General features: G+C 54.9%; 27 protein-coding genes and 1 tRNA gene. 16 read left to right on the top strand and 12 right to left on the bottom strand.

Annotated elements, in window-relative coordinates; translation table 11 throughout:
- The coding region (locus JMF85_RS22905; RefSeq protein WP_397376004.1) for an ATP-binding protein at positions 1–866 on the top strand (866 nt) is incomplete at its 5' end.
- A 173-nt stretch (positions 867–1039) separates the two neighbouring features.
- On the opposite strand, the gene JMF85_RS22900 is transcribed toward JMF85_RS22905, so the two are convergent.
- Positions 1040–2032, bottom strand: a complete 993-nt coding sequence (locus JMF85_RS22900) for an EamA family transporter (protein WP_201318978.1) — start codon at positions 2030–2032, stop codon at positions 1040–1042.
- Positions 2033–2081: 49 nt separating this feature from the next.
- Positions 2082–2846, bottom strand: coding sequence for an SDR family NAD(P)-dependent oxidoreductase (locus tag JMF85_RS22895; RefSeq protein ID WP_141336278.1), 765 nt, complete (start codon positions 2844–2846; stop codon positions 2082–2084).
- 92 nt (positions 2847–2938) lie between these two features.
- On the opposite strand from JMF85_RS22895, the gene JMF85_RS22890 reads away from it, so the two are divergent.
- Together JMF85_RS22890 and JMF85_RS22885 are read left to right on the top strand one after the other, a co-directional pair.
- Positions 2939–3205, top strand: a complete 267-nt coding sequence (locus JMF85_RS22890; protein ID WP_054798490.1) for a hypothetical protein — start codon at positions 2939–2941, stop codon at positions 3203–3205.
- 25 nt (positions 3206–3230) lie between these two features.
- Positions 3231–3737, top strand: a complete 507-nt coding sequence (locus JMF85_RS22885; RefSeq protein ID WP_127609606.1) for a hypothetical protein — start codon at positions 3231–3233, stop codon at positions 3735–3737.
- Here JMF85_RS22885 and JMF85_RS22880 read toward each other — a convergent pair.
- Positions 3660–4709 carry a YkvI family membrane protein gene (locus tag JMF85_RS22880; RefSeq protein ID WP_127609604.1) on the bottom strand — a complete coding sequence of 350 codons (1050 nt, stop codon included), beginning with the start codon at positions 4707–4709 and terminating at the stop codon, positions 3660–3662. The genes JMF85_RS22885 and JMF85_RS22880 overlap by 78 nt on opposite strands.
- 174 nt (positions 4710–4883) lie before the next feature.
- Between JMF85_RS22880 and JMF85_RS22875 the strand changes: the two genes are divergently transcribed.
- Positions 4884–5504, top strand: a complete 621-nt coding sequence (locus JMF85_RS22875) for a DedA family protein (protein ID WP_201318977.1) — start codon at positions 4884–4886, stop codon at positions 5502–5504.
- Between the two features lie 58 nt (positions 5505–5562).
- Here JMF85_RS22875 and JMF85_RS22870 read toward each other — a convergent pair whose 3' ends face one another.
- Positions 5563–6276 carry a hypothetical protein gene (locus JMF85_RS22870; protein WP_054798499.1) on the bottom strand — a complete coding sequence of 238 codons (714 nt, stop codon included), beginning with the start codon at positions 6274–6276 and terminating at the stop codon, positions 5563–5565.
- A gap of 310 nt (positions 6277–6586) precedes the next feature.
- Here JMF85_RS22870 and JMF85_RS22865 point away from each other — a divergent pair, with 310 nt between their 5' ends.
- From JMF85_RS22865 to JMF85_RS22850, 4 genes are all read left to right on the top strand, one after another.
- The gene (locus JMF85_RS22865) at positions 6587–7156 is read left to right on the top strand and encodes a xanthine phosphoribosyltransferase (protein WP_201318976.1); all 570 of its coding nucleotides are present in this window, start codon (positions 6587–6589) and stop codon (positions 7154–7156) included.
- Positions 7157–7290: 134 nt separating this feature from the next.
- On the top strand, positions 7291–7614 hold the full coding sequence (locus JMF85_RS22860) for a hypothetical protein (RefSeq protein WP_127609598.1): 324 nt from the start codon (positions 7291–7293) through the stop codon (positions 7612–7614).
- A 177-nt stretch (positions 7615–7791) separates the two neighbouring features.
- A complete protein-coding gene (locus JMF85_RS22855) occupies positions 7792–8028 on the top strand; it encodes a hypothetical protein (RefSeq protein ID WP_054798495.1) in 237 nt (78 codons plus the stop codon).
- 180 nt (positions 8029–8208) lie between these two features.
- Positions 8209–8418, top strand: coding sequence for a hypothetical protein (locus JMF85_RS22850; protein WP_127609596.1), 210 nt, complete (start codon positions 8209–8211; stop codon positions 8416–8418).
- A gap of 18 nt (positions 8419–8436) precedes the next feature.
- Here JMF85_RS22850 and JMF85_RS22845 read toward each other — a convergent pair whose 3' ends face one another.
- Positions 8437–8661, bottom strand: coding sequence for a hypothetical protein (locus tag JMF85_RS22845; RefSeq protein WP_054798497.1), 225 nt, complete (start codon positions 8659–8661; stop codon positions 8437–8439).
- 351 nt (positions 8662–9012) lie between these two features.
- On the opposite strand from JMF85_RS22845, the gene JMF85_RS22840 reads away from it, so the two are divergent.
- The 3 genes from JMF85_RS22840 to JMF85_RS22830 all read left to right on the top strand — a co-directional run bounded on the left by JMF85_RS22840 (position 9013) and on the right by JMF85_RS22830 (position 11792).
- Positions 9013–9096, top strand: a tRNA-Leu gene (locus JMF85_RS22840).
- 211 nt (positions 9097–9307) lie between these two features.
- On the top strand, positions 9308–9679 hold the full coding sequence (locus JMF85_RS22835) for an ArsR/SmtB family transcription factor (protein ID WP_201318975.1): 372 nt from the start codon (positions 9308–9310) through the stop codon (positions 9677–9679).
- Positions 9669–11792, top strand: a complete 2124-nt coding sequence (locus tag JMF85_RS22830; RefSeq protein ID WP_201318974.1) for a heavy metal translocating P-type ATPase — start codon at positions 9669–9671, stop codon at positions 11790–11792. Before JMF85_RS22835 ends, JMF85_RS22830 begins: the two co-directional genes overlap by 11 nt.
- 645 nt (positions 11793–12437) lie before the next feature.
- Here JMF85_RS22830 and JMF85_RS22825 read toward each other — a convergent pair.
- Both JMF85_RS22825 and JMF85_RS28210 read right to left on the bottom strand, forming a co-directional pair.
- The gene (locus JMF85_RS22825) at positions 12438–13433 is read right to left on the bottom strand and encodes a transposase (protein ID WP_236595958.1); all 996 of its coding nucleotides are present in this window, start codon (positions 13431–13433) and stop codon (positions 12438–12440) included.
- Between the two features lie 80 nt (positions 13434–13513).
- A complete protein-coding gene (locus JMF85_RS28210; RefSeq protein ID WP_230876321.1) occupies positions 13514–13663 on the bottom strand; it encodes a hypothetical protein in 150 nt (49 codons plus the stop codon).
- A 333-nt stretch (positions 13664–13996) separates the two neighbouring features.
- On the opposite strand from JMF85_RS28210, the gene JMF85_RS22815 reads away from it, so the two are divergent.
- The gene (locus JMF85_RS22815; protein WP_201318973.1) at positions 13997–14482 is read left to right on the top strand and encodes a GNAT family N-acetyltransferase; all 486 of its coding nucleotides are present in this window, start codon (positions 13997–13999) and stop codon (positions 14480–14482) included.
- 211 nt (positions 14483–14693) lie between these two features.
- Complete coding sequence (gene argS / locus JMF85_RS22810; RefSeq protein ID WP_054800492.1) at positions 14694–16397, top strand: arginine--tRNA ligase; 1704 nt, start codon at positions 14694–14696, stop codon at positions 16395–16397.
- A gap of 205 nt (positions 16398–16602) precedes the next feature.
- Here argS and JMF85_RS22805 read toward each other — a convergent pair whose 3' ends face one another.
- A complete protein-coding gene (locus JMF85_RS22805; protein WP_201318972.1) occupies positions 16603–17019 on the bottom strand; it encodes a YjdF family protein in 417 nt (138 codons plus the stop codon).
- A gap of 221 nt (positions 17020–17240) precedes the next feature.
- Here JMF85_RS22805 and JMF85_RS22800 point away from each other — a divergent pair, with 221 nt between their 5' ends.
- Positions 17241–17444, top strand: coding sequence for a YqzE family protein (locus JMF85_RS22800; RefSeq protein ID WP_054800490.1), 204 nt, complete (start codon positions 17241–17243; stop codon positions 17442–17444).
- A gap of 136 nt (positions 17445–17580) precedes the next feature.
- Here the strand turns inward: JMF85_RS22800 and JMF85_RS22795 are convergent, their stop codons facing one another.
- The 3 genes from JMF85_RS22795 to JMF85_RS22785 form a co-directional block, all read right to left on the bottom strand.
- Complete coding sequence (locus JMF85_RS22795; RefSeq protein ID WP_127609588.1) at positions 17581–18519, bottom strand: hypothetical protein; 939 nt, start codon at positions 18517–18519, stop codon at positions 17581–17583.
- 160 nt (positions 18520–18679) lie between these two features.
- Positions 18680–19738 carry a YqhG family protein gene (locus JMF85_RS22790; protein WP_307720694.1) on the bottom strand — a complete coding sequence of 353 codons (1059 nt, stop codon included), beginning with the start codon at positions 19736–19738 and terminating at the stop codon, positions 18680–18682.
- Positions 19735–21546, bottom strand: a complete 1812-nt coding sequence (locus JMF85_RS22785) for a DEAD/DEAH box helicase (RefSeq protein WP_201318971.1) — start codon at positions 21544–21546, stop codon at positions 19735–19737. Before JMF85_RS22785 ends, JMF85_RS22790 begins: the two co-directional genes overlap by 4 nt.
- Positions 21547–21758: 212 nt before the next feature.
- On the opposite strand from JMF85_RS22785, the gene JMF85_RS22780 reads away from it, so the two are divergent.
- Entirely contained in the window at positions 21759–22604 is an 846-nt protein-coding gene (locus JMF85_RS22780) for a lipoate--protein ligase family protein (protein WP_054798160.1), read from the top strand.
- A gap of 107 nt (positions 22605–22711) precedes the next feature.
- Here JMF85_RS22780 and dat read toward each other — a convergent pair whose 3' ends face one another.
- Positions 22712–23551: a D-amino-acid transaminase gene (gene dat / locus JMF85_RS22775; protein ID WP_054798159.1), complete on the bottom strand. Its 840-nt coding sequence runs from the start codon at positions 23549–23551 to the stop codon at positions 22712–22714.
- Between the two features lie 455 nt (positions 23552–24006).
- Here dat and JMF85_RS22770 point away from each other — a divergent pair, with 455 nt between their 5' ends.
- Positions 24007–26589: an adenosylcobalamin-dependent ribonucleoside-diphosphate reductase gene (locus JMF85_RS22770; protein WP_201318970.1), complete on the top strand. Its 2583-nt coding sequence runs from the start codon at positions 24007–24009 to the stop codon at positions 26587–26589.
- Positions 26590–26675 lie beyond the last annotated feature (86 nt).

Here is a 26675-nt window from a genome sequence, read left to right as displayed (position 1 = left end):
AGCAGCAGGCGCGCGTCAGGGAGCGCCGCCGCGAGCTGTACCGCGCCGCCGGCGCCGATAGCGGCGAAGCGCTGCGCCGGCTGGTGCGTCAGGCGCTGCGCCGCCGTGAGCTGCTGGGCGAGCGGCGGCAGGAGGCGACCGCGCTGCGCACGCTGCTCGGCGAGGCGTGGGAGCCGGCGCTGGAGCCGCTGCGGAACCGCAGCGAGCACGAGCTCGAGGCGGAGGCGGCCGCGCTCGGGGAAGCGATCGGCGACCTGCGCCGTCGCCTGGAGGAAACGCGCGAAGCGCGGAGCCGCGCACGCTTCGAGCAGGAGCGGCTGGCCGACGGCCGCGCGCATGCGGACCTGCTTCAGCTTGCGGAGGAGCGCCGCGCCGAACTGGCGCAGCTGACCAAGCGCTGGGCGGTCCATGCGCTGTGCAGCCAATTGATCGTGCAGACGAAACGTTTGTTCGAGCACGACAAACAGCCCTTCGTGATGCAAAGGGCTTCGCAGGATTTTGCTTTTATAACCGAAGGCCGGTTTGAACGCATGCTTGCTCCGATCGGCGAGCAGCGTGTCATAGCCCAGCGGCAGGACGGACAGCTCGTCGAGACGTCGCGCCTCAGCCGGGGGACGGCCGAGCAAATGTACGTGTGCATTCGCTTCGCGCTCGCCGACGAATATGCGGCGAATGGCGTACGCATGCCGCTCGTTATGGACGATTTGTTCGTCAATTTCGACGACGACCGGCTCGCGCGAAGCTTGGACCTGCTGCAGCGCGTCTCGGAACGGGGGCAGCTTCTGCTGTTCACGTGCCATCGGCATGTGGTTGACGCTTATACCGCGCGCTTTACAGCCGATTCGGTCGTCCGACTAAACCGATAACGCAAGCTGTAAGGCGATCCTATAGAAATAGCGGAACGATGATGAACGATTGCGGCTATCCGTCCGTGACGGGGAGGCAGCAAGGAAGATCAAAGTTCCGCTACGGTTCGTTGGCTCGGTTAGAAGCTTCTGAATGGATTCGGTTTGAAGCTCTGAATGAGTTCGGTTTGAAGCTAGGAAAGAAGTTTAAGGAGCACAATCCCCGTTAACCCGATCATCAAACCGGCCGATTCGAGCCGGGTGAATTTTTCCTTCAGCACAAAGCGCGCGTACAGCATGACCAGCACGACATTGGCGGCCATCACGGCCGACACGAGCCCGGTCGTCCCGAGCTTGAAGGCAGGCATGGCGAGCATCATGCCGCTGGCGTTCGTGATGCCGACAGTCATGCCCCAGAGCAGCGTCCGGCGCCAAGTCCACGGCTTGGCCGCAGCCGGGCCGGATCCGCTTGAAGCGGCGGACCCATCGGTCCGGTTGACCGGCTCGCCGCCGTCCTTCGCGTCCGTAGACGCATTTCCCTGCGCATCCGCCGCTGTCTCGTTCCGCGCCTGCCGGACCATATCCGCTGCATGTAACGCTTGGCCCCGCTGCCGCAGCCAGATGAAGCAGAACAGAATGCCACCGGTGGCATACATGACGACCAGGGTCGGGAAGGTCGCAGCGCCCAGCAGCGTCGCCTGCTTGGTGAAAAAATCCGTCAAGCCGAAGAAGAGCATCGTCAGCACACCCCATTGCGCGCCCTGCAGGTTGCGCAGCGACAGGTCATTCGAGTAACGGACCATCAGGAGGCCCGACATAATAACGACAAAGGCCAGGAGCTGCCATACACTCAGGCGTTCTCCCCAGACGGCGAACGCCAACAGCGCGACGACAACCGGCGGAAGGCCGGTAAACATGGCCATGAGCGACATTTTGCCGACGGCAAACCCTTTATACATGGCCGCGTTCGAGATGAACGAGAACAGCCCCATTAACGCTCCCAGCCCTACGGCCGGGGTCCAGGGCGCCCGCAGCGCAAGCGCCGCTGCGAGCGTAATCCATGTGCCCGATAAATACACTCCGAACAACATCAGGTTGCGGTCGAGCGGACGCTTGGACGTCCATTGATATAAAATGCCTCTTAAACCGAAGCAGGCGGCCGCAGCCGCCGCTAGTACAAACCACATGATGCTCCAATCTCCTCCGAAATTGTCTCTGCTCGGGAACCTTGAGTCCCTACTCTTCCTCGTAGATCATCTTTACGGTCATGCCGCCGTCGATCACGAGGTTTTGCCCGGTAATGAAGCCTGCGCTGTCGCCCGCCAAATACAAGCATGCAGCGGCGACGTCCTCGGGCTTGCCGACACGCCCGACCGGGTGCTGCAAGCGGTCCCGCTCGGAATGAACCGGCGTACGGCGCTCGGACGTCTTCTGCCAGTCGGCTGTTTCGATCCAGCCGGGGCTGATCGCGTTGACGCGAATGCCGTAAGGGCCCAAGCTGACCGCCATCGCGTGAGTGAGCGCGAGCAAGCCGCCCTTGGAAGCGGCGTAAGCCTCGGTGTTCGGCTCGGACATCAAGCCGCGCGTCGAAGCCATATGGATGATCGCGCCCGAGCCCTGGCGTTTCATCAGCTTTGCGGCAAGCTGCGAGCAGGCGAAAGCGCCGCGCAAATTAACGCCGAGCACCTCGTCGAACGAGGCGAGCGGCAGCTCCAGCATAGGCGCGTTCCGTGCAATGCCCGCATTGTTGATCAGTACGTCGATATGGCCAAGCTCCGACTCTATCCATGAAAACCATCGCTCGACATCGCTTTCTTTACCCACGTCGACCTGCATGAAGTAGCCTTCATGTCCTCGCTCGCGCAGCTCCTGAATCGCTTCCGCGCCGGCCTCCGGGTCGACATCGGCGATGCACACTTCATAACCCTTGTCTGCGAACGCCAGCGCGATCGCTTTCCCGATACCTTGCGCACCCCCGGTTATTGCGGCTTTTTTCGACATGATCATTCCCTCCAGTTCGCATACCATTGCATTTTTCCCAACATATCGACTACTATTACAATAGCACAAATGAACCGGAGGTGCTTCCTCATATGGAGACGGAGAACCGAACCCCGCGTGAAATGACCTATCAGGTCGGCTGGAAGCGCGGAAAAATCAAGCATTCGCCGGAATGCGGAACGTCGGACGCGCCGCTCGTCCCCGGTCCCCCCCTTCAGCGCTGGAACCAGGCCGTCTTATGGCGCAAAGCCCGTGTACCGGGCGGCAGCGGGCTGCTGCTTGGCGGTTTGTTCGCGCTGCCGGCCGCTTTGTTTGCTTTATTTGTATGGGCGGTTTATGAGCTTGCCCGATATTCATAAATGATCCGCATAGGGGGTGGAACGCATGATGACGTTACTTGCCGTAATCGGCGGCGTGCTAGGGCTTGCCGCGACCGGTTCGGCGTTTCTTTTCATTTGGATGATTTACAGCAAGCCGGCCGACAAGTCGGGGGCCGGCCTTGACCCTCAGCCCGAGGCTGCTGTTCAAGCCGAAGGGGCGCTATCCCCGGAGGCGGTTGGAGACGCGAAGCCTCGTACCGCTGCTTCGCTGTTCAGACAGGCGGCGCCGCAGCTGCTGCAATGGACGTTTTTCGATTATGTGCTGCTTGCGCTGTTCCTGATCGGCAGCTTGTTTCTATTCACGGATTTGGTTGCCGTGCTGCGCGATTCGGCATCATACCCGCCGTATCATTACGGCTATTTGCTGTGCGGCTTCGTCTTTACGTTCGCCGCCGCCTTGATGATGCTGCTTCGGCTGGCGCTCGTCCTGGCGCTAGCTCGGGGGGCGCAGCGGCTCGCTGGGGCGGATCATCATCAGCACGAGCCAAACCATGCTGAGCATGCCAAATAACGGATAAAGCGACGAGATCAGCGTTTTGAAGCCGATTTGGCTAATGGCATAGCTGAAGACAAGCACGCCGGGCAGCACAATTTGGTAGGACCAGCGGAAGCGCTGCTCGATCTGCAGACAAAGGCCGTATACATCGGCTAATAAGGTCGTGAATATTTCTCCGTAAATGACGAACAAAAACAGCCACTGAAGGAGTCCTCCTACACGTTGAATAAGTTGTCCCATCGGAATGTCGAACTGCAGAATGCCCGGCATTTGCGAAGACAATGCGAAATGCGCCGCCATCAGCATGAACCCGATCGTCACGCCTCCGAGCACGCCGCCCCAAATGAGCGCCTGACGATCCTTTACTTTCACCCCGAGCGGAACGAGCACCGCCTGAGACATGGTCAAGTTAAAGGCCGCGTACAGAAACGGCGCCATCCAGATGCGTAGCGTCGAATAATCCGATTCGAGCCGCAGCCAGTTGGCGGCACCGGGGGTATCCAGGGCATTCCATACGACCAGGATGCTGAATACGGCCATCAGGGGCACGACAACGGAATTGACTGCCATAATGGCGTCCATTCCCCGGACCAGCAGCACGTAGGCGGCGGTCAGCGTGAAGATGAGTCCGAACTGATAAGGCAGGTCGAGCTGCTCCGAGAATACGGAGCCCGCGCCGGCCAGCATGACCGTACTGACTCCCAATAACGACACCATCGTCAACAAGCTGACGGCGTTGCCGATCCGTTTGCCGAAGAGCACACGATTCAAATCTTCGTACGATTTGGCGTTCATCGCGCCGGCCATCAGCATCAGCTTGATGCCGAGCCATGTGAACAGCAGGGTGGCAATCCCGATCGTGATCGTTGCCATCCAACCGTATCGGGTGAAAAACTGTAAGATTTCTTGGCCGGAGGCGAATCCGGCACCGACGACGGTGCCGATATAGGTGAAGCTGACCTGCAAGATGCTTCCCCATTTTTTCATAGGGTACGCATAACCTCCTTAGGTAAGGCTTGTTTACTATAACTTATGAAAACAGATGGGTCCTGATGACTGAATTGTCTATTGGGAATTGGACAAGTTTCTGATACAATATTTAATGGCTTGACTCCTTTGAAAAAGGATCGCCGCCGAAATTCGACGCTGGAGCGTGTCATCTTGGAGCATCTGCTGCAATTAATTGAACAATACGGGTATATCGCTCTGTACGGGTTATTGGCGTTGGGGATTGTTGGAATTCCGGTTCCGGACGAAATCCTCATGACGACTGTGGGGACGCTTACAATTGGCAGTGACCCGCTGCTATCGTTCGGACCGTCGCTTATCGTAAGCTTCGGCGGAGCCATGACGGGCATGCTTGTCAGTTATGCGCTCGGCAAGAAAGTCGGCAAGCCGTTTCTGTACCGCTACGGCAAATGGGTGAAGCTTACGCCGGAACGATTGACGGTCGCCGAGCGTTGGTTTTCCAGGTATGGGCTGTGGGCGGTCGCCTTCGGTTATTACATACCGGGCATTCGGCATTTCACTTGTTATTTATCCGGGGTCAGCAACGTGAACATTTGGCGGTATTTGCTGTTCGCCGGTTCCGGAGCGCTCGTCTGGTGCACATCGTTTCTTACGCTGGGGCATGTGATTGGAAGGAACGCGCCCCGGTTGCTGCATGCGACGCACCATTATATGGGGGTTACGGCGGCGGTTGTTGTCGTCATCGCGCTCTCCGGTTATTTCGTTTACCGGAGATACCGCAAGCGTTCGCCGGTCAGCTCCAAAGTTAAATGAAAAAGCCTTCGACCCGGTAATCCCGGTCTCGAAGGCTTTTTTGGGCCTTGCCGCTGCTTTATTCGGCAAACAGTTTGATAGAATTGATCTTTTGCGTCTTCGGATCGATATCGAGCTTCAAGGTCGCGCCGCTCGCTTTATACGTCATGACATAGTTGGAGCTGGCCGTCGGTTTGCCGAGCGCTTTGCTGATGTCGGCCGCCGGATCGCCAAGCTTCAGACCGTTCAAGCCTGGATCAACATCGCTGCTGCGGACGTCGATGAAATGCAATTCCTGCTTGGCGTTAAAGCCGATCAGGAAATCGCCGTAATCGTACACCGTCATCGGGTCCGAGTCTTCATCCATCACGAATTCGTTCTTCGGCTTGCCGAATTTGTTCACAATGGCCGAAGCGTTCGTTTTGAGCGTCAAACCGAGCAGCGTCGGTTTCGCTTGCGTATAGGGGCGTTCAATTTCAATTTTCGGCTTCGTGCCGGCGGCGCCGTTATTCCCGCTGCCGGGGTTTGCCGAAGGTTGTTCCGTCTTGTCTTCCGCGCTGGCCAAAGATACTTTCTCATTGGATGGCAGCGGCGTTGCCGGGGCGGGGACGGCGTTATCTGGTGTGCCTGACTCGGCTTCCGGCGCGGGCGCAGGGGAAACCGGCGGCTGTTCCTGCACGGACGGCTGCTTCTGGGGTTCGACCGCGACCGGTTTGGACTGACATCCGGCTGCCAAGGCGGCCAAACATATAACAACGGACAAGAACCCGATGAAGGCTTTCTTTCGTTTCATCATGAACTCCCTTTCCGTGTAACGTATGGGTTGATAACCTTACTAATCATACTCTTTCGCGCCTCCGTTAACAAAGACGAAATTCGTTCAAATAAACGCTAAAAATTTTGAAAACGAACAATTATCATTTTCATATGGATATTCTCGTGCTAAGGAACGTTATTTCTTCCTCTTATTACTCATTTAGACGAATTAAGAAGCAGAAAGTTGCAAGAAATTTTCATTTGCTCATCAAGTGGCACTTGAAACCTGCTTTGCCGTTATGATAAGTTTACGAAAAAAGATTGTATATTCGAAGGGCGTGGAGCGCATGGAGTTATTGAAGCAAAAAATTCGGGAGGTCGGCATCGTCCTCTCCGATGAAGTCATTAAGCTGGACGCGATCTTGAATCATGCGGTGGATCCGGTGCTGACAACGGCGATGGGCAAGGAATTCGCCCGATTGTTCCGGGAAGAGCAAGTTTCGAAAGTGCTGACGATCGAGTCCTCGGGTATTCCGATCGCCTTCGCGGCTGCGCAGGAGCTGAACGTGCCCTTGGTCTTCGCACGCCGCAAGAAGACGTTGAACACCGATACGGAAACGTACTGCGAACGGGTGCCTTCTTTCACGAAAGGCTTTGTCACGGACATTATGGTTTCCAAAGAATTTTTGAACGAGAACGACCGTGTGCTGCTGATCGACGACTTCATCGCTAACGGCGATGCGGCGCGCGGACTCATTCGCATCATTCGCCGGTCGGGCGCGACGCTTGTCGGCGTCGGTATCGCGGTTGAGAAATCGTTCCAGGCGGGGGGCCGGACGATTCGCGAATCCGGCGTCAGGGTCGATTCGCTCGTCCGCATTGCCTCGCTCGCAGACGGGAAGATCGAGTTCGAATAACAACATTTGCATCGCCTGTTTCGAACTAAAAGCCTTCCATCCCGGTAGTTTTTCCTTTATAATGAGGGTAAGCGACCATGAGTAACGCGAATGGCAGTTGTATCTGACTGACTACTTGGGGAGGTGCTACTTGCATGGGGAAAGAAATTCCGAATGATTTTTTCGAGACCAAATTGAATGAGGCGAAGGTGCATTTCGAACGTGCCCTTGATTGTAAACATACGGATTTTGATGATCTGTATCCCTATATGATAGAGCATCCTCAATTTTTTTGGTACAAACGTTACGTAGCTTGGTCTGAACTGTTGACGGTCGTTAAGCTTTGCAAGGAGCTCAATATGGCTTGGGAAGAGCAATTCACCGAGCAGCAAGTCGATTATATTAACAAGCGTGTGATGTCGAGTAAAGTGCTTGATTATTGGTTCGAAACGAACGATTCTCGGGAGCATGTCGGCTAAAGTAGGACATTCGCTAATATAGAACCTGTATGCCGCTTCTTGGAGCGCAGACAGGTTCTTTCTTTTTACAAGGGCAATCGATTCTTACTTTTATTGTATCCCCCGATTGGTGTATATTTATTATGTTTCGAACCATTCAATTATACGGACTATGCAGATACGGAAGGAGGGGTTGCTTTGATTTCCGATGAGCAGTTGGACCGCTACCGCATCGAAGGAACGTTGCTGAGGATCGTTAGAGATGCCGACCCAGCCAACGATGTGAGAGGCTTCGTCGTAGCCTGGGACGATTCGACCGTCATGATTCGAAAGCGCACCCGGCGCGTCGTCAAGCTGGATCGGGCGTATCATTACGAGCCTTACAGCGAACCGAGAACGAAGCTGTTCGGAGACGAGGAAGAAGAGACGCGATGACCTGGTTCGCAGAAGCTGCGAGGCGGGCACGTTATGCGTATTGCACGAACCGTCCTCATGGGAGGACGCAGCCTAAACCCGGATCGCAGCGGTTGCGCGATTCGTTCGTATGAGCGTCTTCTTTTCCGGGTAACTTAGGGGAAATGAGCAAAGCTCATGCGGAAAGGGGGCGGCGATAGCATGGAACGGAATGCGTCTCTCATTCAATTGGATAACAACTATGTACTGCGCGTGCAGAAGAAGGAGCAAGGGGTACAGGGGGAAGTGGTGCTGGTGGACCGTTCGAACCCGCATCGGGGAACGCATGTATTCAATACTCCGGAGCAAGGGGACGTGCAGGAGCTGGTGGCTTGGTCGCACAAGGCGCTGCAGGCTTACCGGGAAGGATAATTCTCCCTGAAGCGAGCGTCAGGAACGGAAAGCGGAAGCCAGCAGCAGCAGCCCTAACGCCGCCAGAAGACCTATAGCGACAAACAGCAGACTGCCGATCATGATCAACACGCCCGGGAAAATAAGCGTAATCGCCAGGACTGTACCGAGACCCCAGAGCAACGCTTGCAGCGTCCACTTCAAGACGGTCCACAGCAGAACCGCCAGCAAGACCCCGCCCGCCAGTTGCAGCAGTATGAGCATGGAGATCCCTCCTTTGAAGCCATTATATGGACGTACACGAAAAAGATGCCTTCTATCGGCGGACAAGTCATGATTTCCGAATAAAGCGAATACATCTGGTACCTACAGGATCTAAGGAAACGAACGGTAGGGAGGGGCTGTACGATGAAACAAGGCTCGGCAATCCGCGGAATCGTATTCGGCATCTTGTTTACACTTCCGATATGGGCGTTCATTTTCTGGCTGGTTCGAAAACTTTGGGTTTCTTGAATGGGTGTGGACGGCATCACAAAAAATATAGATAAACCTGTTGACTTCTATGTCTGAAGATGTTATTATACTTCTTGTCCCCAAGGGGACAGTAATGATTGAGCGTTCGTGGCGGAATTGGCAGACGCGCTAGATTCAGGTTCTAGTGGGGTAACAGCCGTGGAGGTTCGAGTCCTCTCGAGCGCATTAAGCAAAGCAAGGCCCTTAACCGATGGTTGGGGGTCTTGCTTTTTTTTGCGTTCACTAAAGTGGAAGTGCGAATAACAGCGTGTGATTTAGTCTCATCTAATTCGCACGCTGTTTTTAATTTCATTCAAATCAACGTTTGACGGAATATAAAATCGGGATTATCATAACACTATACTCAAACTATTGTTTGATTGATGGAGGTGCTTACATGACTGAAAATGATACATGTGAACGGTATTGTTTTGATGAAGCAACGGTGCAAAGGGTACAAAACTCACTGCAGAAGCAAGATATTTCGGGCATGGCGAACATGTTTAAGGTGCTCGCCGATGAAACGAGAATGAAAGTAGCATTTGCTCTGTGCCAGGAAGATGAGCTGTGCGTTTGTGATGTTGCAAATATCATCGGATCCTCGCTTGCATCGGCATCGCATCATCTGCGAACGTTAAAAAAATTGAACCTGGTCAAATACCGGAAAGAAGGAAAGCTCGCGTTTTACTCTCTGGAAGATGAACATGTGCGGCAGCTCATCAAGCTTGCCTCGACGCATAATCAGGAGTTGATGCCAGTTGGACAATAATACGCAAAATCATGCAGAAGCTAAAAACGTGTATCGCGTTCAAGGGTTTACATGCACAAACTGTGCCGGTATTTTTGAAAAGAACGTAAAAAATCTCCCTGGAGTTCAGGATGCACAAGTCAATTTCGGAGCATCCAAAATAACCGTTGTTGGTAACGCGACAGTAGCGGAATTAGAGAAGGCAGGGGCATTTGAAAGCCTGAAAGTGACACCTGAAAAAGAGCATGTCGTCGAAAAGAAAGGGCCGTTTTGGAAAGAAAACTGGAACGTGGTTGTCTCTGCTCTGCTGCTTGCTGCCGGTTACATTCTGGGTGAAGATCATTCGCTTTCGTTTATTTTCTATACGACGTCGATTGTCATTGGTGGCTATGAATTATTTATTAAGGGTGTCCAAAATCTCTTCCGGTTTCAGTTTGATATGAACGTGTTAATGACCATTGCGATTTTAGGTGCTGCAGCCATTGGACAGTGGAGCGAAGGGGCGACTGTAGTCATTCTTTTCGCCATCAGCGAAGTATTAGAGCGGTATTCGATGGAGAAAGCTCGTCAATCGATTCGCTCTTTGATGGACATTGCACCAAAGGAAGCATTCATTCGTCGCGGCAGCACCGAGCTGATGGTAAACGTGGATGATATCCAGGTTGGAGATATCCTGATTGTAAAACCTGGGCAAAAGCTTGCCATGGACGGGATTGTCATTAAGGGCTCGTCTAGCGTCAATCAAGCAGCCATCACCGGCGAATCGATTCCGGTTACCAAGACCATCGATGATGAAGTGTTTGCAGGGACGCTTAATGAAGAAGGATTACTGGAAGTAAAAGTAACCAAAACCGTTGAAGATACTACGATTTCGAAAATCATTCACCTGGTGGAAGAGGCACAAGCCGAGCGAGCTCCTTCACAAGCGTTCGTGGACCGGTTCGCGAAATACTACACGCCAGCAATAATGATGGTGGCGCTTGTGATCGCAGTTGTTCCGCCGCTGCTTGGCGGCAGCTGGGGCGAATGGATTTATAGAGCGTTAGCACTTCTTGTTGTTGGCTGCCCGTGTGCTCTTGTTATCTCCACTCCAGTATCGATTGTAACGGCAATCGGTAATGCGGCAAAACGCGGCGTGCTTATCAAAGGTGGTATTCACCTGGAGGAAGCAGGACGGATCTCCGCTGTTGCCTTTGATAAAACAGGAACGCTGACAATAGGCGTGCCGCAAGTAACGGAATTTATCACCTTTGGCGAACATGAACATGAAATGTTAAAAATTTCAGCCATCCTTGAAAAAGGCTCGCAGCATCCTCTAGCTTCCGCGATTTTAAGAAAAGCAGAAGCGGCACAAGTTGACTTTAAAGCCGATGCGGAAGAATTCAGCTCCATTACCGGTAAAGGGGTAAAAGGAAGGATCAATGGACAGCGTTATTACATGGGCAGTCCAAAGCTTTTCGCTGAACTGCACACATCAATGGAAACAGAAGCAAAACGCCAAATCGAAGAGCTGCAAAACCAAGGGAAAACGGTCATGGTCCTTGGAACAGAAGCAAAAATCCTGGCACTTATCGCGGTTGCCGATGAAGTACGGGAATCAAGCAAAAACGTCATTCAAAAGCTGCATGAGCTTGGCATCAAGAAAACCATCATGCTCACCGGCGATAACAAAGCAACCGCTGATGCTGTCGGCAAGCGTTTGGGCATTGCCGAAGTCAAAGCGGAACTCTTGCCGCAAGATAAATTAGAGTATATTAAAACGCTTCGTTCGCAGTACGTTAATGTCGCTATGGTTGGCGATGGGGTAAACGATGCTCCTGCTCTTGCAGCGTCTACTGTCGGTATTGCGATGGGTGGAGCCGGAACCGATACAGCCCTTGAAACAGCGGATATTGCCTTAATGGGCGATGATTTAAGCAAGCTTCCGTACACCATGAGTCTAAGCAGAAAAACGCTCGCGATCATCAAGCAGAACATAGCGTTCTCACTGTTAATTAAAGTGGTGGCACTGCTATTAATCGTTCCGGGATGGCTTACGCTATGGATGGCGATTTTCGCCGATATGGGGGCAACCTTAATTGTTACACTCAATAGTTTACGATTGTTACAAGTCAAAGATGGTGAACAAAGCTAAGCTAACGGGACACGATGGCGCAATAAAAACAGCGGCAGTCTGGGACTTTGTTTTCGCGTCCTAGTCCGCCGCTGCGCATGCTTAAACGGATCGTACGCTTCATTGTTTTTAAGGCATGAGTATAAGGCTTGGGCTATCCCATATAGGCCATGATCCTAGCATCAATCTTATGATCCACATTAGACTCAGGGGTTAACTGATACGAATATATATTCGCACTTTCTCTAAAGTAATAAATGTTGCTCGTTGAACTATCGTTCTCCGTCCCTCGGTTTTAAGGGTTTATCTCACGTATGCTCACTCATTCGCAGGATTCCATCACCCCGGAAAACAGGAATTGTTCGGAAAGTAAATTACAAGAACCGTTGGTGTGTTATTTGGGCATGCGGGAATAGAAGAAATGTGTGAACGCTTCTTCGATTCAACTCTCTACTGCACGCATACTCCACAACATCCCTGGATGTTTACCATCCCACGGCTCAACGGGTCAACGCCCTTACATTCCATCGTTACACTTGTCCAAGGTGTGGAGACCGATAGCGTTTAGCGGATGGGTCTGTGCCCTTTTGGAGAACGAACTCGGTCCTCCGTGCTTTCTTTGTTAGAATCCTGCGAATGAGTCAATTTACGTTTTTTCAGTATATCTTAAGCAGCTTGAGTTAAGGTAATCCCTGCTTTTTCCGGAGAAAATGTTTCCCCTCGCCCAACGATACCGATAAGGATTCGTGCCAGTTTTCCAAGAAGTTTCAACACAGATTGCTGCTTCTTCATATGTTTGGCTCGAATGTTACGCTCATGCAACTTTCGAAAGACAGGATTCGTTGCAGTGAGTACGATCGTCGCTAGATACATATATTTTCGCAACGTAGAATCTCCCCGTTTCGAGAGGACAATCTGTCCCTTGCGTTTTCCTGACATACTTTCAGCCAAGTTTAGGCCTGCTTTACGCAGCAACTGACGTCCATGGGCATACTGTCTCAGGTCACCAGCACCTGACAGAATGGCTGCAATAAAGATGGGACCTAATCCTTTGATGGACCGAAGTTGTTCGACCATAGGAATTTCACTAAGCAGTGCTATGACATCCTTTTCCATCTTTTGAAGCATTTCAACAATGCGCTCGTATTCTTCAATTAGCCGCCCTAAATCCTGCTTAGCCTCATGGACAGCGGTAAGGTTCCCCACACTCCGCTTGGCTTGAGAAAGGAGCTGCGCGGCTTTTTGAGTACCGGTGGAGCCGCCGGCTCTCTGCATATGCTCCCTCCAACTCGTGATAATGTCCGCTACTGATCGAGACTCAAGATCCTGCGGGCATGGGAACTCTTTTAGGGTGGCCATGGAACGTTTGCAAGTCCAATCCTTAAACACCGAGGTGTATTCGGGGAAACGAATATCCAACCACCGGATGATCCGGTTTTGCAGGCGCACGCTGTGGGTCACCCAGAACTCCCGATCGCTCATTACGGTGCGAAGCCTTTGGAAGACGTTAGCTTGTCGCGTGTATTCATAGTAGTAGCCACGGCTGACGACATCTGCGATGACCAGTGCGTCTTTCGGATCGCTCTTGGATGGACTATTATCACGGTTCTCCTTGTTTCTTTTGATGGTGTTGGGTTTCGAACCCGTCGACAAACCCATCATACCGAGGCGCTCCTTTTTTGACAAAGGTCATTTCTTAGTCCTTACAGGAATGTTTAGTGCAACCTCCGTGCGATTAGTGTTTATTTATTTGACCATATAGCAGCATACTTCTTACGATATTTGATATCTTCTTCAGATTCTATCCATTGCAAAGCTGTTTGCTTAATTTCTTCATCTTTTAATTCGTCGTACATTTTCTTTAAGCCTACAATGATATCGTACCGAATCAATGTATAATTCTTCTCATCGGAGCATTTTCGAAAGCGATCAACCAAATGAGTTATCGCCATCTTTTTTTTGTTCCGGGCCAGATTTGGATGGATTGCTTCACATCATCATCTCCCTTCACGAACTGGTACACATTATATCACATTCTATTTTGAGCTAATTCTGCCCGTTCGTTCAATAAAAAAGCACATACGCGATCGCATGTAGTTCTTTATATAGATCCTTAAATTGATCAAAGCAATACTAATCTTGCACCGGTGTGCGCTTGCCTGCTATTTTTGTTACGATAGAAGTTGAAGGAAGAGATTCTACGGCAGAGCGAGGTTGGGAAATTCATGCGCATACGGCAAGCCCATCTAAGGGATGTACCGCAAATCCTTGACATCTATAATGAAGCGATCGCGAACACCGTGGCCACGTTCGATACGGTTCCGCGCACGCTGGAGCAGCAGGAGCAATGGTTCGAGCAGCACGGGGACGCATTCCCGGTGCTGGTGGCGGAGCTGGACGGTATCGTGGCGGGCTGGAGCTCGCTGAACCGGTATTCGGACCGGCTGGCTTATGCGCGAACGAGCGAGCTGTCTTTATACATCCGGGACGGGTACCGCGGGCAAGGGATCGGCAAAGCGCTGCTGGAAGCGGTTCTCGCCCAAGGCAAGCAGGCGGGACTGCATACCGTGCTCTCCCGCATCGAGGAAGGCAACGCGTCGAGCCTGCATCTCCACCGGTTGTTCGGCTTCGAGACGGTGGGGACGATGCGCGAGGTCGGTGTGAAATTCGGACGGCTGCTGAATGTCGTGCTGATGCAGAAGATGCTGTGAATGTTTGTTCGGCCAGAGCCTTGGAACGGTTGGGAAAGTAGCGGTGAAAGCGGCTTGACTCGATTTTCACGGGTCGATATAATGGAAAGTATGTGAAGTTTGACGACAGCAACAAAGCAGCGCCCCGTACGGAGGCACCCCGCTCGGGGTGCTTTGTCGTATGCGGGCGTTTGTCGGCAGCGTGCCGCAATCGGGAAAGGGGCTTATACGGATGAATTACAAACTATGGCTGGCCGAGCAGACGGCTTCCAAGCTGGAAGGCGTGAGCGTGGAGGCGCTGGCGGAATGGATCGAATATCCGCCGAATCCGCAGATGGGGGATTTGTCGCTGCCGTGCTTCAAGCTGAGCAAGCAGCTGCGCAAAGCGCCGCAGGCGATCGCCGAGGAGCTGCAGCAAGGCTGGGGCGAGCATCCGGCAGTAGAACGGGTGGAAGCCGTTGCCGGTTATTTGAACGTGTTCTTGAATAAAGCGTCGTTCGCAGCGGATGTGGTGAGCGAGGTGTTGGCGCAGGGCGAACGCTTTGGCTCGCAAAATATCGGGGAAGGGCGAAGCGTCGTCATCGACTTCTCGTCTCCGAATATCGCCAAGTCGTTTCATATCGGACACCTGCGTTCGACGGTGATCGGGCGGGCGTTGTACAATATTTTCAAATTTCTCGGCTACAACAGCGTCGGCGTCAACCACTTGGGCGACTGGGGGACGCAGTTCGGCAAGCTGATCGTGGCTTACAAGCTGTGGGGAGACGAGGCAGCGGTGGAAGCCGGCGGCATCGACGAGCTGCAGCGCCTCTACGTCAAGTTCCACGACGAAGCGGACGTGAAGCCGGAGCTGGAGGACGAAGCGCGCGCCTGGTTCGTGAAGCTGGAGCAGGGCGACGAAGAAGCGCACAAGCTGTGGCGCTGGTTCGTGGAAATCAGCTTGAAGGAATTCCACAAGATGTACGATCTGCTCGGCGTCAAGTTCGATTCGTACGCGGGCGAGAGCTTCTATAACGACAAGATGGCGGCTGTGCTCGAGGAGCTCAAGACGAAACAGCTGCTCGAGGAAGACGATGGCGCGCTGCTCGTGAAGCTGGAAGATTACAATATGCCTCCGGCGTTGATGGTGAAGAAGGACGGCGGAACACTGTACCATACGCGCGACGTTACGGCGGCGATTTATCGCAAGCACACGTACGATTTCGAGAAGGCCGTATACGTGACGGATGCCGGGCAAAGCCTGCACTTCCAGCAATGGTTCAAGGTGATCGAGCTGATGGGTTATGACTGGGCGAAGCAGCTCGTCCACGTGCCGTTCGGCAAAGTCAGCCTGGAAGGCGCGAAGCTGTCGACGCGCAAGGGCAATGTCATCAACCTGGAAGAGCTGTTGACCAAGGCGATCGAGAAAACGCGCGAAATCATCGAAGAGAAAAATCCGGAGCTCGAGAACAAGGAAGAAGTTGCGCGTCAAGTCGGGGTCGGCGCGGTTGTGTTCAACGATTTGTCGAACAACCGGATCAAGGACATCGTCTTCTCGTGGGACGAGGCGCTTAACTTTGAAGGCGAAACCGGGCCCTACGTGCAGTACGCCCATGCCCGTGCCTGCAGCATCCTGCGCAGAGCGGGTGCGGTCGATACGGCGTCGGCGAAGCTGGAGCTGTTGACGGAACCGGCGGAGCAGGGTCTCGTTCGCGAGCTGCACCTGTTCAAGGAGCGGGTCGTTCAGGCGATGGACAAGCTGGAGCCTTCGATCATCAGCCGGTATTTGATCGATCTGGCGCAGGTTTTCAACCGTTTCTATAAGGAGTGTCCGATTCTGAAAGCGGATGTGAACGCGGACGTGCAGGCGGCGCGTCTGGCGCTGACGAAAGCGACGACCGTGGCTCTGACGAACGGGCTCGCTTTGATCGGCTTGGACGCGCCGGAGAAAATGTAAGGATTGTGAAAATGTAAAGACCGTCGTGAGAGTGGAAAAGCGGGGCTAGTGCGCGTGAGTGGAGGCGCATCGCAGCTCCGCTTTTTTTTGTTGGAGCGCTTCCGTGTCAACGAAACGGCAAACACCCGTCCACCGGGTGCCTTCACGATAAGGTGCGGCGAACGTGAACGGGTGTTTGCCCGCATGCATCGTTTCATGCAGGACGTCAAAGATTTAGCGGCCGCGGTGCCTTGGCTTTCTGAACGGCGATCTCGCGCTTGCGTGCCTTGTCGGCTTCCTTCTGCTCGCGGGAGGCGACTTTGCGTGTCTTCTTGCGGTGCTCCAGCTCAGCCATTAACGCTGCTTTGGCCAAATCGCGAATGCCTTGACGCTCCATCTCTTTCGCCGCCTCGCGTGTGAGCCGTTTCGGATTGATGCGTCCGCGCTCCGTAAATATTGGCGCCTCCACACTGGAGGCGGTTCTGCGGAAGAGCCGCGGCAGCGTGGCGTTAATAAACTCAAGCACCTCCGCATCGTGCGGTTCCGCGCCGAAGACGTGTCGGCACGCTTTGTATCGACCGTCCGCTTCTTCCTCCGCTACACCTACCCAAAATTCGCCATCCCGATAAACCGTAAGCTGCATGACGTTCCCCTCCTTTGGAATACAGGAGCGAGGGACATCCCGAGGGGGAAGGCTACGACACGGAAACAGCCGCTTCCCGGGGCCGGGACGGGCGGGGGTTCCGTGCATCCGGACTACCGACCGGACCGTGTTTTTACGCTTCTGGCGTTATTATAAGTCGGTTTTCGGGTTTGCGGCAACCCCCCGGTGCGCATACTGATGAGGAAAGGAGAGAGGTGCGCATGGTCAAGGGCGACGAGCTCGCGAAATATGTGATCGAACGGGTCGTGAGGTACATGGAAACGCCGAAGGAAGTGCGTAAGCAGGCGCGCGCCGGGCGGAAAGAATTAAAAGAGCATTGGGAGGTTCGATGGTTCGGCATGCTGCCGCTCGCGCTGCGGATGTGGTCGGGGCGTTGGGGGCGGCGTAAAGAAAAGGAACGGTGAGCCGCTTTGATCCGCAAAAAAAAAGGAAAAGCTTCTTGTTCCCGAAAGCATGGGCGCGTTCTGGAAGAACGGCTGCTGCCGACGGCAACACAGGAAGCTTTTCGATATATAGGGAAGAGAGGAGAAAAACCGTAGGTTAAGGGTAAAAACGGCCCAGACGCGCTAACGCATCCAGTGGAATGAACCGGTCGCCGTCCTGCGCGACCTGTACGAACGAATCGCCGCCGGACCAAAGCTGGTAGCCGGCTACGGCGAGCGGCACAGTGACGGAGCCGTTATACAGCTCGGCCGCAAAAACCGGCGGCTGCCCGGCCTCGATCCGCTCGCGGACCCGGGGGAAACTGCCGTCTGCAGCCTGTTCGCCGCGCACCCAAGGCAAGGTACCGTAAGGATCGTGAGGCGTTGTTTCTCCGGTTTCTATTATTGTATGCGACGAATCAAGTTTCGTGAACGTTTTCATGGTGGAAGAAGACATGTTTTCTCCGGGGGAGGGCAGATCCGATTCGGCTATTGGCAGCTCCTCGCCCGTCTTGGCGTCGAGGTACCAAATCCGGTCCGCGTTCTCGACGGACACCTTCCAAACGGCCTGCAGCGGATTCCAATATAAACGCTCGGCATGATAAGGATATTCGATAAGTTCAAGCCGTACCAGACTTTGGTACAGCGTGTTTGCGCTGAAAAGCGGGAAGCTGCCTTTACCGTACTCGGTCAGAAGGTATTGGCCGGATTCGTCGGCATGCACGACCAGATAGCCGATTTCTTGTCCTCCGGAACGGACCAGGATGATCCATCCGTGCGTTCCGGGCCCGAGCGGCTGGCTTGTCCACTCGGCCTGCGGCCAGGTATCGAAGCCGGGCTGTTCGGCAAGCTGCGAGATAAAGCGGTTGACCGCTTCACGCAGTTCGGGAGCGGGGACGCCGGTCGGCAAGGTCCGCGCGCCGACAGCCTGCTTGAGTGCGGCAGCGGGCAATTCGTCCTGCCGGGCATGAACGGAAACGGTTTCGGGCGCCGGCCCGAAGGCCAGCAGGCTTGTCCCGATCAGCAAGGCCGAGAGCAGAAACGTTAGCTTCTTCATATCATTCACCTGCTTCGCGTGGAGTCGGTGCATCGTTCCTGTGCGCCGCAAGAGCGAATATGCTCTTATTGTACAAGTTATGCCGGGAAAAGTTTGTTAGAACCTGTAGATACGTACAAAATACTTTTCCTGCAAAAACGCTAGCTTTCGCGCGCGTTCGTCAGGAGAGTCTCCCGTTCGCAGCGGGGACGTGGAACAATCCGCAATTGATGGCGGATATTTGGACGCGCGGCCGATACTGCCATTCCACTTCTTGCGTGCGATTCGCATACTGCGCCTCGATCTCCGGGCGCGCTTCGGGCTCCGCCGTCGGCAGCATCGGCTCGTAGTAATCGCGAACGCGCGCGTGTTCTTCGGCGAGACGGAGGCGGGCCTCCTCGGCCCAGCGGTGATCGTAGGCGGCCAGCTTCGCTTCCATGTACTGCTCCAGGAACAGGACGGCGCGCGGCAGCGTAATCTTGTCCGGCGTCACGTACACATGAGCGGGGAGACGCGGCGTCAGCTTGCGGGCGGCGATCCATTCCTGGAACTGCTCGCGGATTTCGCCCGTTTGCAGCTGGATGCCGATCGAATGAATTTCGCTGCGCTTCATGTCGCTCGTCAGCTCGACCTTGTAGTTGACGGCGAGCCACGTTTCGTACGGGATCGTTTGCGTATGCCGCGGCTCCGGAGGCACGTAGGCCTCGAACAGCCGTACGAACTTCCCTTTGGCGCGCACCGCGGCGAAAATTTGCTCCAGCCGGCGGCTGCCGTACGTCACCTCGTCGCGCGGCACTCGTGCGGTGAACGCCGTTGGCACGAAGCCGAAGTAACGGCCGAGAATGCTGTCGCCCTGCGGCTGCGGAAGCGGCGGCGCAGCCTGGCCGTTCGCGGCGGCAGAGCTTGGGCTGCCTGCGGCTGCACCGGTTGTGCCGCCCGCAGGCGCGCCCGCCCCGGCCATCCCCGGCGGCGCGGCGGTGCTGATGCCGGGCTGCTGCACCTGAGGATGGAGCTCGCGGTACGCGTCAGGGTCGAAAATAAAGGTGCACGTCATCGTCTCCGGCGTGACCCCGGTGCGTTCGACGAAGCTCCAATAATACGGCCGGTGGGTTAAATCCCGATCGGCCGACGGCGAAAGCTTCACCGTGACGTAAGCGGGATGCTTCTCCATAATTTCGCACTGCTCGGCTTCGAGGTAGCGGAGGACGAACGATTGAATTTGCTGCGCGTTCATCGTCATCCCTGCACCTCCTCGCCGCCTGCGGCGGAATGCGGAGAAATGGTTTGGCCGACTGCGTTCAGCAGCGACGACAGCCGTTCGCCGTCCTGCGCCTCGGCCTGCACTTCGCTGCGCAGCTGTGTGAACGATTGGCCGAGGTCGTCGATTTGCCGGCGGATGTCGTCTTGGCTGCGTGAAGACAGGATCATTTTCGCCAGATGCGATTCCAGGGAAGTGGTCTTCTCCAGTCGCTCCAGAATCGTATCCAGCCCGCCGATGACGAGCTCGAACATGTTGATCTTCTCGTGCAGCAGCGAAAGGATGTGCTCCTCGATCGTACCTGTTGTCGACAGGTTATATATTTTCACGTCCTGCTGCTGTCCTAACCGGTGTACCCGGCCGATCCGCTGCTCGACGCGCATCGGGTTCCACGGCAAATCGAAGTTGATCATATGGTGGCAAAACTGCAGGTTGATGCCTTCGCCCCCGGCTTCGGTCGCAATCAGCACTTGCGCGCGGTTGCGGAACAGATCCATCATCCAATCCTTCTTGCCCCGGTTCATTCCTCCGCGATACGGGACGGCGGTAATTTTGCGGTCCTTCAAATATTGCAGCAGATACTCCTGCGAAGCGCGGTATTCGGTGAAAATAATGACCTTGTCCTGAATCGACTCGATCAGCTCGAGCACTTTCTCCGCCTTCGTGTTTGCTTTGATGCTGCGAATGAGCTCGACCAGCGCCCAGATACGTGGGCGGATCGGCGAGTCTTCTTCCGTCTTCTTAAACATATTGACCAGTGTAATAAACACGGCGTCGCGGCTTGAACACACTTCGCGCTGCAGTGTAACGAGCGAGAGGATGCTGCTGAGATCGCCGCCGGACTCCTCATAACGTCCTTTGACGAAGTCGGTGACGCCGTCGTACAGCGCCTGTTCCTCCGCGGAGAGCTGAAGCGGGATGTTGCGCACCACGCGCTTCGTGAACGAGACGTTGCCGTCGCTGCGCCGGTTGCGGATCATCACTTTACTAAGCTCCTGCTGCAGCTGACCTTCGTTCTTCGGCACCCGCTTGTCGACGACAAAGTTCGCTTGAAAGCTCGATTGTCCGCCGAGCTGCCCCGGCTTCAGCAGCGTGATCAGGTTGTACAGCTCCTTGAGATCGTTCTGCACCGGGGTGGCGGTCAGCAGCAGGCAATGTTTTTTGCGCAGCTCGATGACGAACTGGTAATTGGTCGTTTTTTTGTTTTTCAGCTTATGCGCCTCGTCGATGATCAGCATGTCGTATTCTTGCTCCATCACGATACTGCGGTGCGGGTCGCGTTTCGCGGTATCCATCGAGGCGACGATAATGTCGTTCTGCGCCCACATATATTCCTTCTTCTGCGCGACGGCGGGGATGCCGAACTTCTGATTCAGCTCGCGGACCCACTGCAGCACGAGGGAAGCGGGGACGAGAATGAGCACCTTTTTGATCAAACCCCGAATCAAGTATTCCTTCAAAATAAGACCGGCCTCGATCGTCTTCCCGAGACCGACCTCGTCGGCGAGAATGGCGCGACCGCGCATTTCGGTGAGCACCTTCCTGGCCGTATCGATCTGATGCTCCATCGGCACGAGATTGGGCAGATGCGTCAGGCACAGAAGCTCGTCGAACGACCGGATTAAGCCGGAGCGCTCGGCTTCGATTGCCAGCCGGAACATCGTCCAATCGTCCCATGGGCCGTTACGCTGCGCCCGGGCATGCAGCTCCTCGAACCAATCCCGTTCAAAATGCAGCTCGACATGCTCGTTCAACGGCCGCACGTGTTCTTTTCGTTCGGTAGGTTGCATGAGGGTTTTTCGCTCCTTTTTCATCGGCACGATGCTAGAGATCGGTTAAAAAGCTGCATCGGTTCTGGTAGCCGAGCTTTTTAACCAGGCAAGCCAGAGTTAATTTTTAGTATGCACGAAAGGGCGGGCTTTCAAACGGCGTTCGAATGCATTATGATGAAGGGAAGCGCACTTTCGGGGCGCAGATCCTATATATAAGCTGGTGATGGGGAATGGTTGAAGAGTGGCGGTTCATTCGGTCGGGGCATGGGGCTCCGGCCTACAATATGGCGGTCGACGAGGCGATTTTGACGGCGCACAGCGAAGGGAAGGTGCCGCCGACGGTGCGGTTCTACGGCTGGTCGCCGGCGACGCTGTCGATCGGATACTTTCAGAAGGCGAAGGATGAAGTCGATTTCGCAGCGGTGGAACGTGCGGGGCTCGGCTTCGTCCGGCGGGCGACCGGGGGACGGGCGGTGCTTCATGATCAGGAGCTGACCTACAGTATCATCGTCTCCGAGGACTATCCGGGCATTCCGGGCAGCGTGACGGAGGCGTACCGGGTGCTCAGCCACGGGCTGCTGCTCGGGTTCCGCCGTTTGGGGCTGGAAGCCGATATGGTGCAGCTGGCAAGCGAGGACGACCAGCAGAAGTACGCGTCCATGGGCTCGGCGGCTTGTTTCGATTCTCCTTCGTGGTACGAGCTGGTCGTGGAGGGCCGGAAAGTGGCGGGCAGCGCGCAAACGCGGGCGAAAGGCGTCGTGCTGCAGCACGGCTCGATCCTGCTCGATCTGGACGCGGATGCGCTGTTCGATTTGCTGCTGTTCTCCAGCGATAAGGTGAAGGATCGGATGAAACAGCAATTCCTCCGCAAAGCGGTGGCCATCAATGATTTGATGCGGGATGCCGGACGAGACGCCGTCGGGCTTGAGGCTGTGGACGAGGCGTTCGCCGCCGGCATCGCCGAAGGGCTTGGCATCCGGCTCGTGGAAGGCGAGCTGACCTTGTACGAGCGCGAGCTGGCGCAGCAGCTGGTGAAGGAGAAGTACGATAACCGCGAATGGAATTTGCGGAGATAACGGATCTTGAATGGGAAAACCCTGTACCGCCCCTGACGGCGCATGCGCGATACGTTGGACGGCGGTACAGTTTTTGTTGTGGGGACCGCGCAGAGCGCAAAGCGGATTTAAAGGCCGATTAATAGCTCAAAGGCTGCCTGCAGCCTTCGTGTGACCGGACCGGGGATGCCTTGAGCCACAGGGGCGTCATCGATGCGGACGATCGGCGTCACCTCCACCGTTGTACCGGTAATGAACGCTTCGTCGGCTTCCCGGAGCATGTCGATCGTGAACGGCTCTTCGATGACGGGAATGCCGAGCTCCCGGGCGAGCCGGAGTACCACCAGCCTTGTGATCCCGTGCAAAATGAGATGGTTGGCCGGGTGCGTGCAGACGGCCCCGTCCCGGACGATCATGACGTTGGACGCGCTGCACTCGGTTACCGTACCGCTGCGGTGCAGGATCACCTCGTCCGCGCCGCGATCAAGCGCCTCCTGCTTCGCAAGCACGTTCGGCAATAAGTTGAGCGTCTTCAAGTCGCAGCGCAGCCAGCGGATATCTTCCGCCGTTACGGCGCTAATCCCTTGCTGCATGGAGGCAAGGGGCCGTCCGTATTCCGACGCGGAAGCGAACAGCACCGGTGCGGCGTCGGCCGGGAACGGGTGGGAGCGCGGGGCTTCTCCGCGTGTGATTTGCATGTAAACGGTGCCCGTTTGCAGCTCGTTCGCCGCAATCAGTTCCCGGAGCTTCGCAGCCATCGCTTCGCGGGGGAGCGGAAGCGGGATCCGCAGGGCGGCAGCCGTCCGCTCCAACCGGTCGAAATGGGCGTCTGCTTCGAAGAGACGGCCGTGATACACGCGAAACACTTCATAAATGCCGTCCCCAAAATAATACCCGCGGTCATCGGGTGAAATTCGAACCTCTTCTTTGGAAAGCAGCCCTTGCTGAAACCATATTTGCTGCGGCATCGCATGATCCTCCTTAAGTTATACAGGTTGCGCGGAAACAGGAACGTGTGTTTGCGTTTCTGCGGATGTTTGTGTTATGATAATTTTAGACTAACAACGTTGTACGGAGTTGTCAAAAGTTTGAAAGGCCGATTATAGGCTCAGTTACAAAAGGCCCGTCCAGATCGCAGTGAGGGACGGTTCGAGACGAAGTGAAGGGCTCGTCAACGTGTCGAAAGTCCTCTTCCCACGCGTTAGAAGAAACGGATTTTGTCGAATAAACTATAGTTATGGTGAACGAAAAAGAGAGCAAAACGAAGAAAATTGAAGAGAATTCGGGAGAGGCTCGGACTAACTCGGCAATTTCAAGGATATCTCATTCGATACACTATATATTGTATTGTATAATGAATTTCGCATACCAGATATTGTGATTTGACGAATTGGCTGATCATTTATTCCGGGAGGTTGTTGTTTTGAAAACTACGCAGCAGACCAAATTGGAAGGTTTAAGCGAGAAAATATTTCTGGACCGTTACGCTATGAAGGACGCCGATACGAGCCATACGAAGGTGGGCGATACGGTTCTGGTATTGACCAAAGATGATCCGAAATTTCCCGCGAAGGAAGTCGGTGAAGTGATTGAACGTCAGGGCAGACAAGTTAAAGTGAAGCTGCGCAGCGGCGACGTCGTAGAGTCGTCGGTCGAGAAGCTGACCTTAACGCTTGAGAAAACACCGCAGCAAATGTGGGATCGCTTGGCCGCTGCCATGGCATCAGTAGAGGCAACACCGGAGAAGCGCGAAGAATGGACGGACAAGTTCCGTTATATATTGGACGACTGGAAGCTGGTTCCCGGCGGGCGCATCGCCGCAGGAGCGGACGCCAGCGACGAGCTTACGCTGTTTAACTGTTACGTCATTCCGTCTCCGCATGACAGCCGCGGCGGCATTATGGCGACGCTGTCGGAAATGACGGAAATTATGGCGCGCGGCGGAGGTGTAGGGATCAATCTGTCCTCGCTCCGTCCGCGGCGTTCCGTTGTCAGAGGCGTGAACGGTTCCTCCAGCGGCGCCGTTTCATGGGGAGGGCTGTTCAGCTATACGACCGGCTTGATCGAACAGGGCGGAAGCCGCCGCGGCGCGCTGATGCTGATGATCAACGACTGGCATCCGGACGTGGTCGATTTCATCACCGTCAAACAGACGATGGGGCAAATTACGAACGCCAACCTGTCGGTTTGCGTGAGCAACAGCTTCATGAAAGCCGTTAAGGAAGATTTGGACTGGGAGCTCGTATACCCGGATACGACCGACCCCGAGTACAACGACATTTGGGACGGCGATCTGGAGAAGTGGCGGAAGACCGGCAAAGCCGTTATTACCTACCGTACGGTCAAAGCGCGCGACGTTTGGCATACGATCATCGAGTCGGCTTGGAAATCGGCGGAGCCCGGCGTCGTTTTTATGGAATATTACAACCAGATGTCCAACAGCTGGTACTTCAACCCGATCATTTGCACGAATCCGTGCGGCGAACAAGGGCTTCCCGCTTGGGGCGTCTGCAACTTGTCGGCCGTGAATCTGTCGAAGTTTTACGATGAGGCGAATCACGACGTCGACTGGGATGAACTGGCCAAAGTCGTTCGTTACTCGACACGGTTCTTGGACAACGTCATCGACAAGACGCCTTACCATTTCGAAGAAAACCGTCTGAACCAGCAGAATGAACGCCGTATCGGCTTGGGATCAATGGGGCTGGCGGAATTGATGATAAAGCTCGGCATTCGTTACGGCAGTCCGGAATCGCTGCAGTTTTTGGATAAAATTTATGGCTTTATGGCGCGGGAGGCTTACCTCGCTTCTGCGGATATCGCCGAGGAGAAGGGCTCGTTTACCCAATTCGAGGCCGATAAATTCCTGCAAAGCGGCTTTATGAAATCGATGACCTCCGTATATCCGGAAGTCGGCGCCGCCGTGAAGAAGAAGGGCATGCGCAATGTGACGGTCATTACTCAAGCGCCTACGGGCAGCACGGGGACGATGGTCGGCACATCGACGGGAATCGAACCGTACTTTGCCTTCGAATATTACCGCCAAAGCCGACTCGGATTCGACAAGCAGTACGTTCCGATCGCTCAGCAGTGGAAGGATCAGCATCCGAACGAAGAGCTCCCGGATTATTTCGTTACATCGATGGATTTGTCTGCGGAGGATCATATCCGTGTGCAGGCGGCCATCCAGAAGTGGGTGGACAGTTCCATTTCGAAAACAGCGAACTGCCCGTCCGATTTCACGGTCGAAGAAACGAAACGCTTGTACGAGCTTGCTTTCGATCTCGGCTGCAAAGGCGTAACGATTTACCGTGACGGCAGCCGCGATGTGCAGGTGCTCAGCACGGAGAAGAAGGAAGAGAAGAAGGTCGAGCAGGCTCCGGCCGCGTCTGCAGAGAATGCCAACGACCATTCCTCGTTGTCCAGCTTGTCGCAATCGCTGTCCGTGAACATCGACGCGAAGACGGAGGAAGTGTTCGACAAGCAGTATAAGCGCCGTCCGCAAGCGCTGCGCGGTGCGACTTATAAATTCAATACGCCTTTCGGCATGGCGTACATTACGATCAATGATATGAACGGCACGCCGAGCGAAATTTTCTTGAACGTAGGCAAGGCCGGCTCCGACGTGTTCGCGATGTCCGAAGCACTCGGCCGCGTCTGCTCCTTGTTCCTCCGCTACGGCGATCACGGCAACAAAGTACAGCTGCTCGTGAAGCACCTGAAGGGCATCGGCGGTTCCGGCGCCATCGGATTCGGCGCCAACCGCGTTGAATCGATCGCTGACGCAGTGGCCAAAGCGCTTGAAATGCATGGCGATTTCACCGATACCGCCGAAGACTACATCACGGCCACGCAAGAAGTCGTGATGGAAACTACCGCCCAATACGCGGTTACCCGCAACGCGGCCACATCCCTTGACCTGTGCCCGTCCTGCGGCTCCGCCTCGCTGATCAACAGCGAAGGCTGCAAAAACTGCTCCAACTGCGGATACAGCAGATGTTCGTAAGGAAAGAGGCCGTGAGGCCTCTTCAGGCTGTCGAGAAAGTCTCGACAGCTTTCTTTATGTTAAAAATGTTTATCACGACACCGCGT

Source organism: Paenibacillus sp. EPM92, assembly GCF_016586185.1.
In the GTDB taxonomy this organism is placed as follows: domain Bacteria; phylum Bacillota; class Bacilli; order Paenibacillales; family NBRC-103111; genus Paenibacillus_G; species Paenibacillus_G validus.
This window is presented reverse-complemented; position numbering and strand designations above follow the sequence as displayed.

What these genes read in the sequence shown, in the direction of transcription:
- JMF85_RS22900 (WP_201318978.1), bottom strand. Translation starts at nt 2,032, where the DNA reads ATGTGGTTTGTACTAGCGGCGGCTGCGGCCGCCTGCTTCGGTTTAAGA.
- JMF85_RS22895 (WP_141336278.1), bottom strand. Translation starts at nt 2,846, where the DNA reads ATGTCGAAAAAAGCCGCAATAACCGGGGGTGCGCAAGGTATCGGGAAA.
- JMF85_RS22890 (WP_054798490.1), top strand. Translation starts at nt 2,939, where the DNA reads ATGGAGACGGAGAACCGAACCCCGCGTGAAATGACCTATCAGGTCGGC.
- JMF85_RS22885 (WP_127609606.1), top strand. Translation starts at nt 3,231, where the DNA reads ATGATGACGTTACTTGCCGTAATCGGCGGCGTGCTAGGGCTTGCCGCG.
- JMF85_RS22880 (WP_127609604.1), bottom strand. Translation starts at nt 4,709, where the DNA reads ATGAAAAAATGGGGAAGCATCTTGCAGGTCAGCTTCACCTATATCGGC.
- JMF85_RS22870 (WP_054798499.1), bottom strand. Translation starts at nt 6,276, where the DNA reads ATGAAACGAAAGAAAGCCTTCATCGGGTTCTTGTCCGTTGTTATATGT.
- JMF85_RS22865 (WP_201318976.1), top strand. Translation starts at nt 6,587, where the DNA reads ATGGAGTTATTGAAGCAAAAAATTCGGGAGGTCGGCATCGTCCTCTCC.
- JMF85_RS22860 (WP_127609598.1), top strand. Translation starts at nt 7,291, where the DNA reads ATGGGGAAAGAAATTCCGAATGATTTTTTCGAGACCAAATTGAATGAG.
- JMF85_RS22850 (WP_127609596.1), top strand. Translation starts at nt 8,209, where the DNA reads ATGGAACGGAATGCGTCTCTCATTCAATTGGATAACAACTATGTACTG.
- JMF85_RS22845 (WP_054798497.1), bottom strand. Translation starts at nt 8,661, where the DNA reads ATGCTCATACTGCTGCAACTGGCGGGCGGGGTCTTGCTGGCGGTTCTG.
- JMF85_RS22835 (WP_201318975.1), top strand. Translation starts at nt 9,308, where the DNA reads ATGACTGAAAATGATACATGTGAACGGTATTGTTTTGATGAAGCAACG.
- JMF85_RS22825 (WP_236595958.1), bottom strand. Translation starts at nt 13,433, where the DNA reads ATGATGGGTTTGTCGACGGGTTCGAAACCCAACACCATCAAAAGAAAC.
- JMF85_RS22815 (WP_201318973.1), top strand. Translation starts at nt 13,997, where the DNA reads ATGCGCATACGGCAAGCCCATCTAAGGGATGTACCGCAAATCCTTGAC.
- argS (WP_054800492.1), top strand. Translation starts at nt 14,694, where the DNA reads ATGAATTACAAACTATGGCTGGCCGAGCAGACGGCTTCCAAGCTGGAA.
- JMF85_RS22805 (WP_201318972.1), bottom strand. Translation starts at nt 17,019, where the DNA reads ATGCAGCTTACGGTTTATCGGGATGGCGAATTTTGGGTAGGTGTAGCG.
- JMF85_RS22800 (WP_054800490.1), top strand. Translation starts at nt 17,241, where the DNA reads ATGGTCAAGGGCGACGAGCTCGCGAAATATGTGATCGAACGGGTCGTG.
- JMF85_RS22795 (WP_127609588.1), bottom strand. Translation starts at nt 18,519, where the DNA reads ATGAAGAAGCTAACGTTTCTGCTCTCGGCCTTGCTGATCGGGACAAGC.
- JMF85_RS22790 (WP_307720694.1), bottom strand. Translation starts at nt 19,738, where the DNA reads ATGACGATGAACGCGCAGCAAATTCAATCGTTCGTCCTCCGCTACCTC.
- JMF85_RS22785 (WP_201318971.1), bottom strand. Translation starts at nt 21,546, where the DNA reads ATGCAACCTACCGAACGAAAAGAACACGTGCGGCCGTTGAACGAGCAT.
- JMF85_RS22780 (WP_054798160.1), top strand. Translation starts at nt 21,759, where the DNA reads ATGGTTGAAGAGTGGCGGTTCATTCGGTCGGGGCATGGGGCTCCGGCC.
- dat (WP_054798159.1), bottom strand. Translation starts at nt 23,551, where the DNA reads ATGCCGCAGCAAATATGGTTTCAGCAAGGGCTGCTTTCCAAAGAAGAG.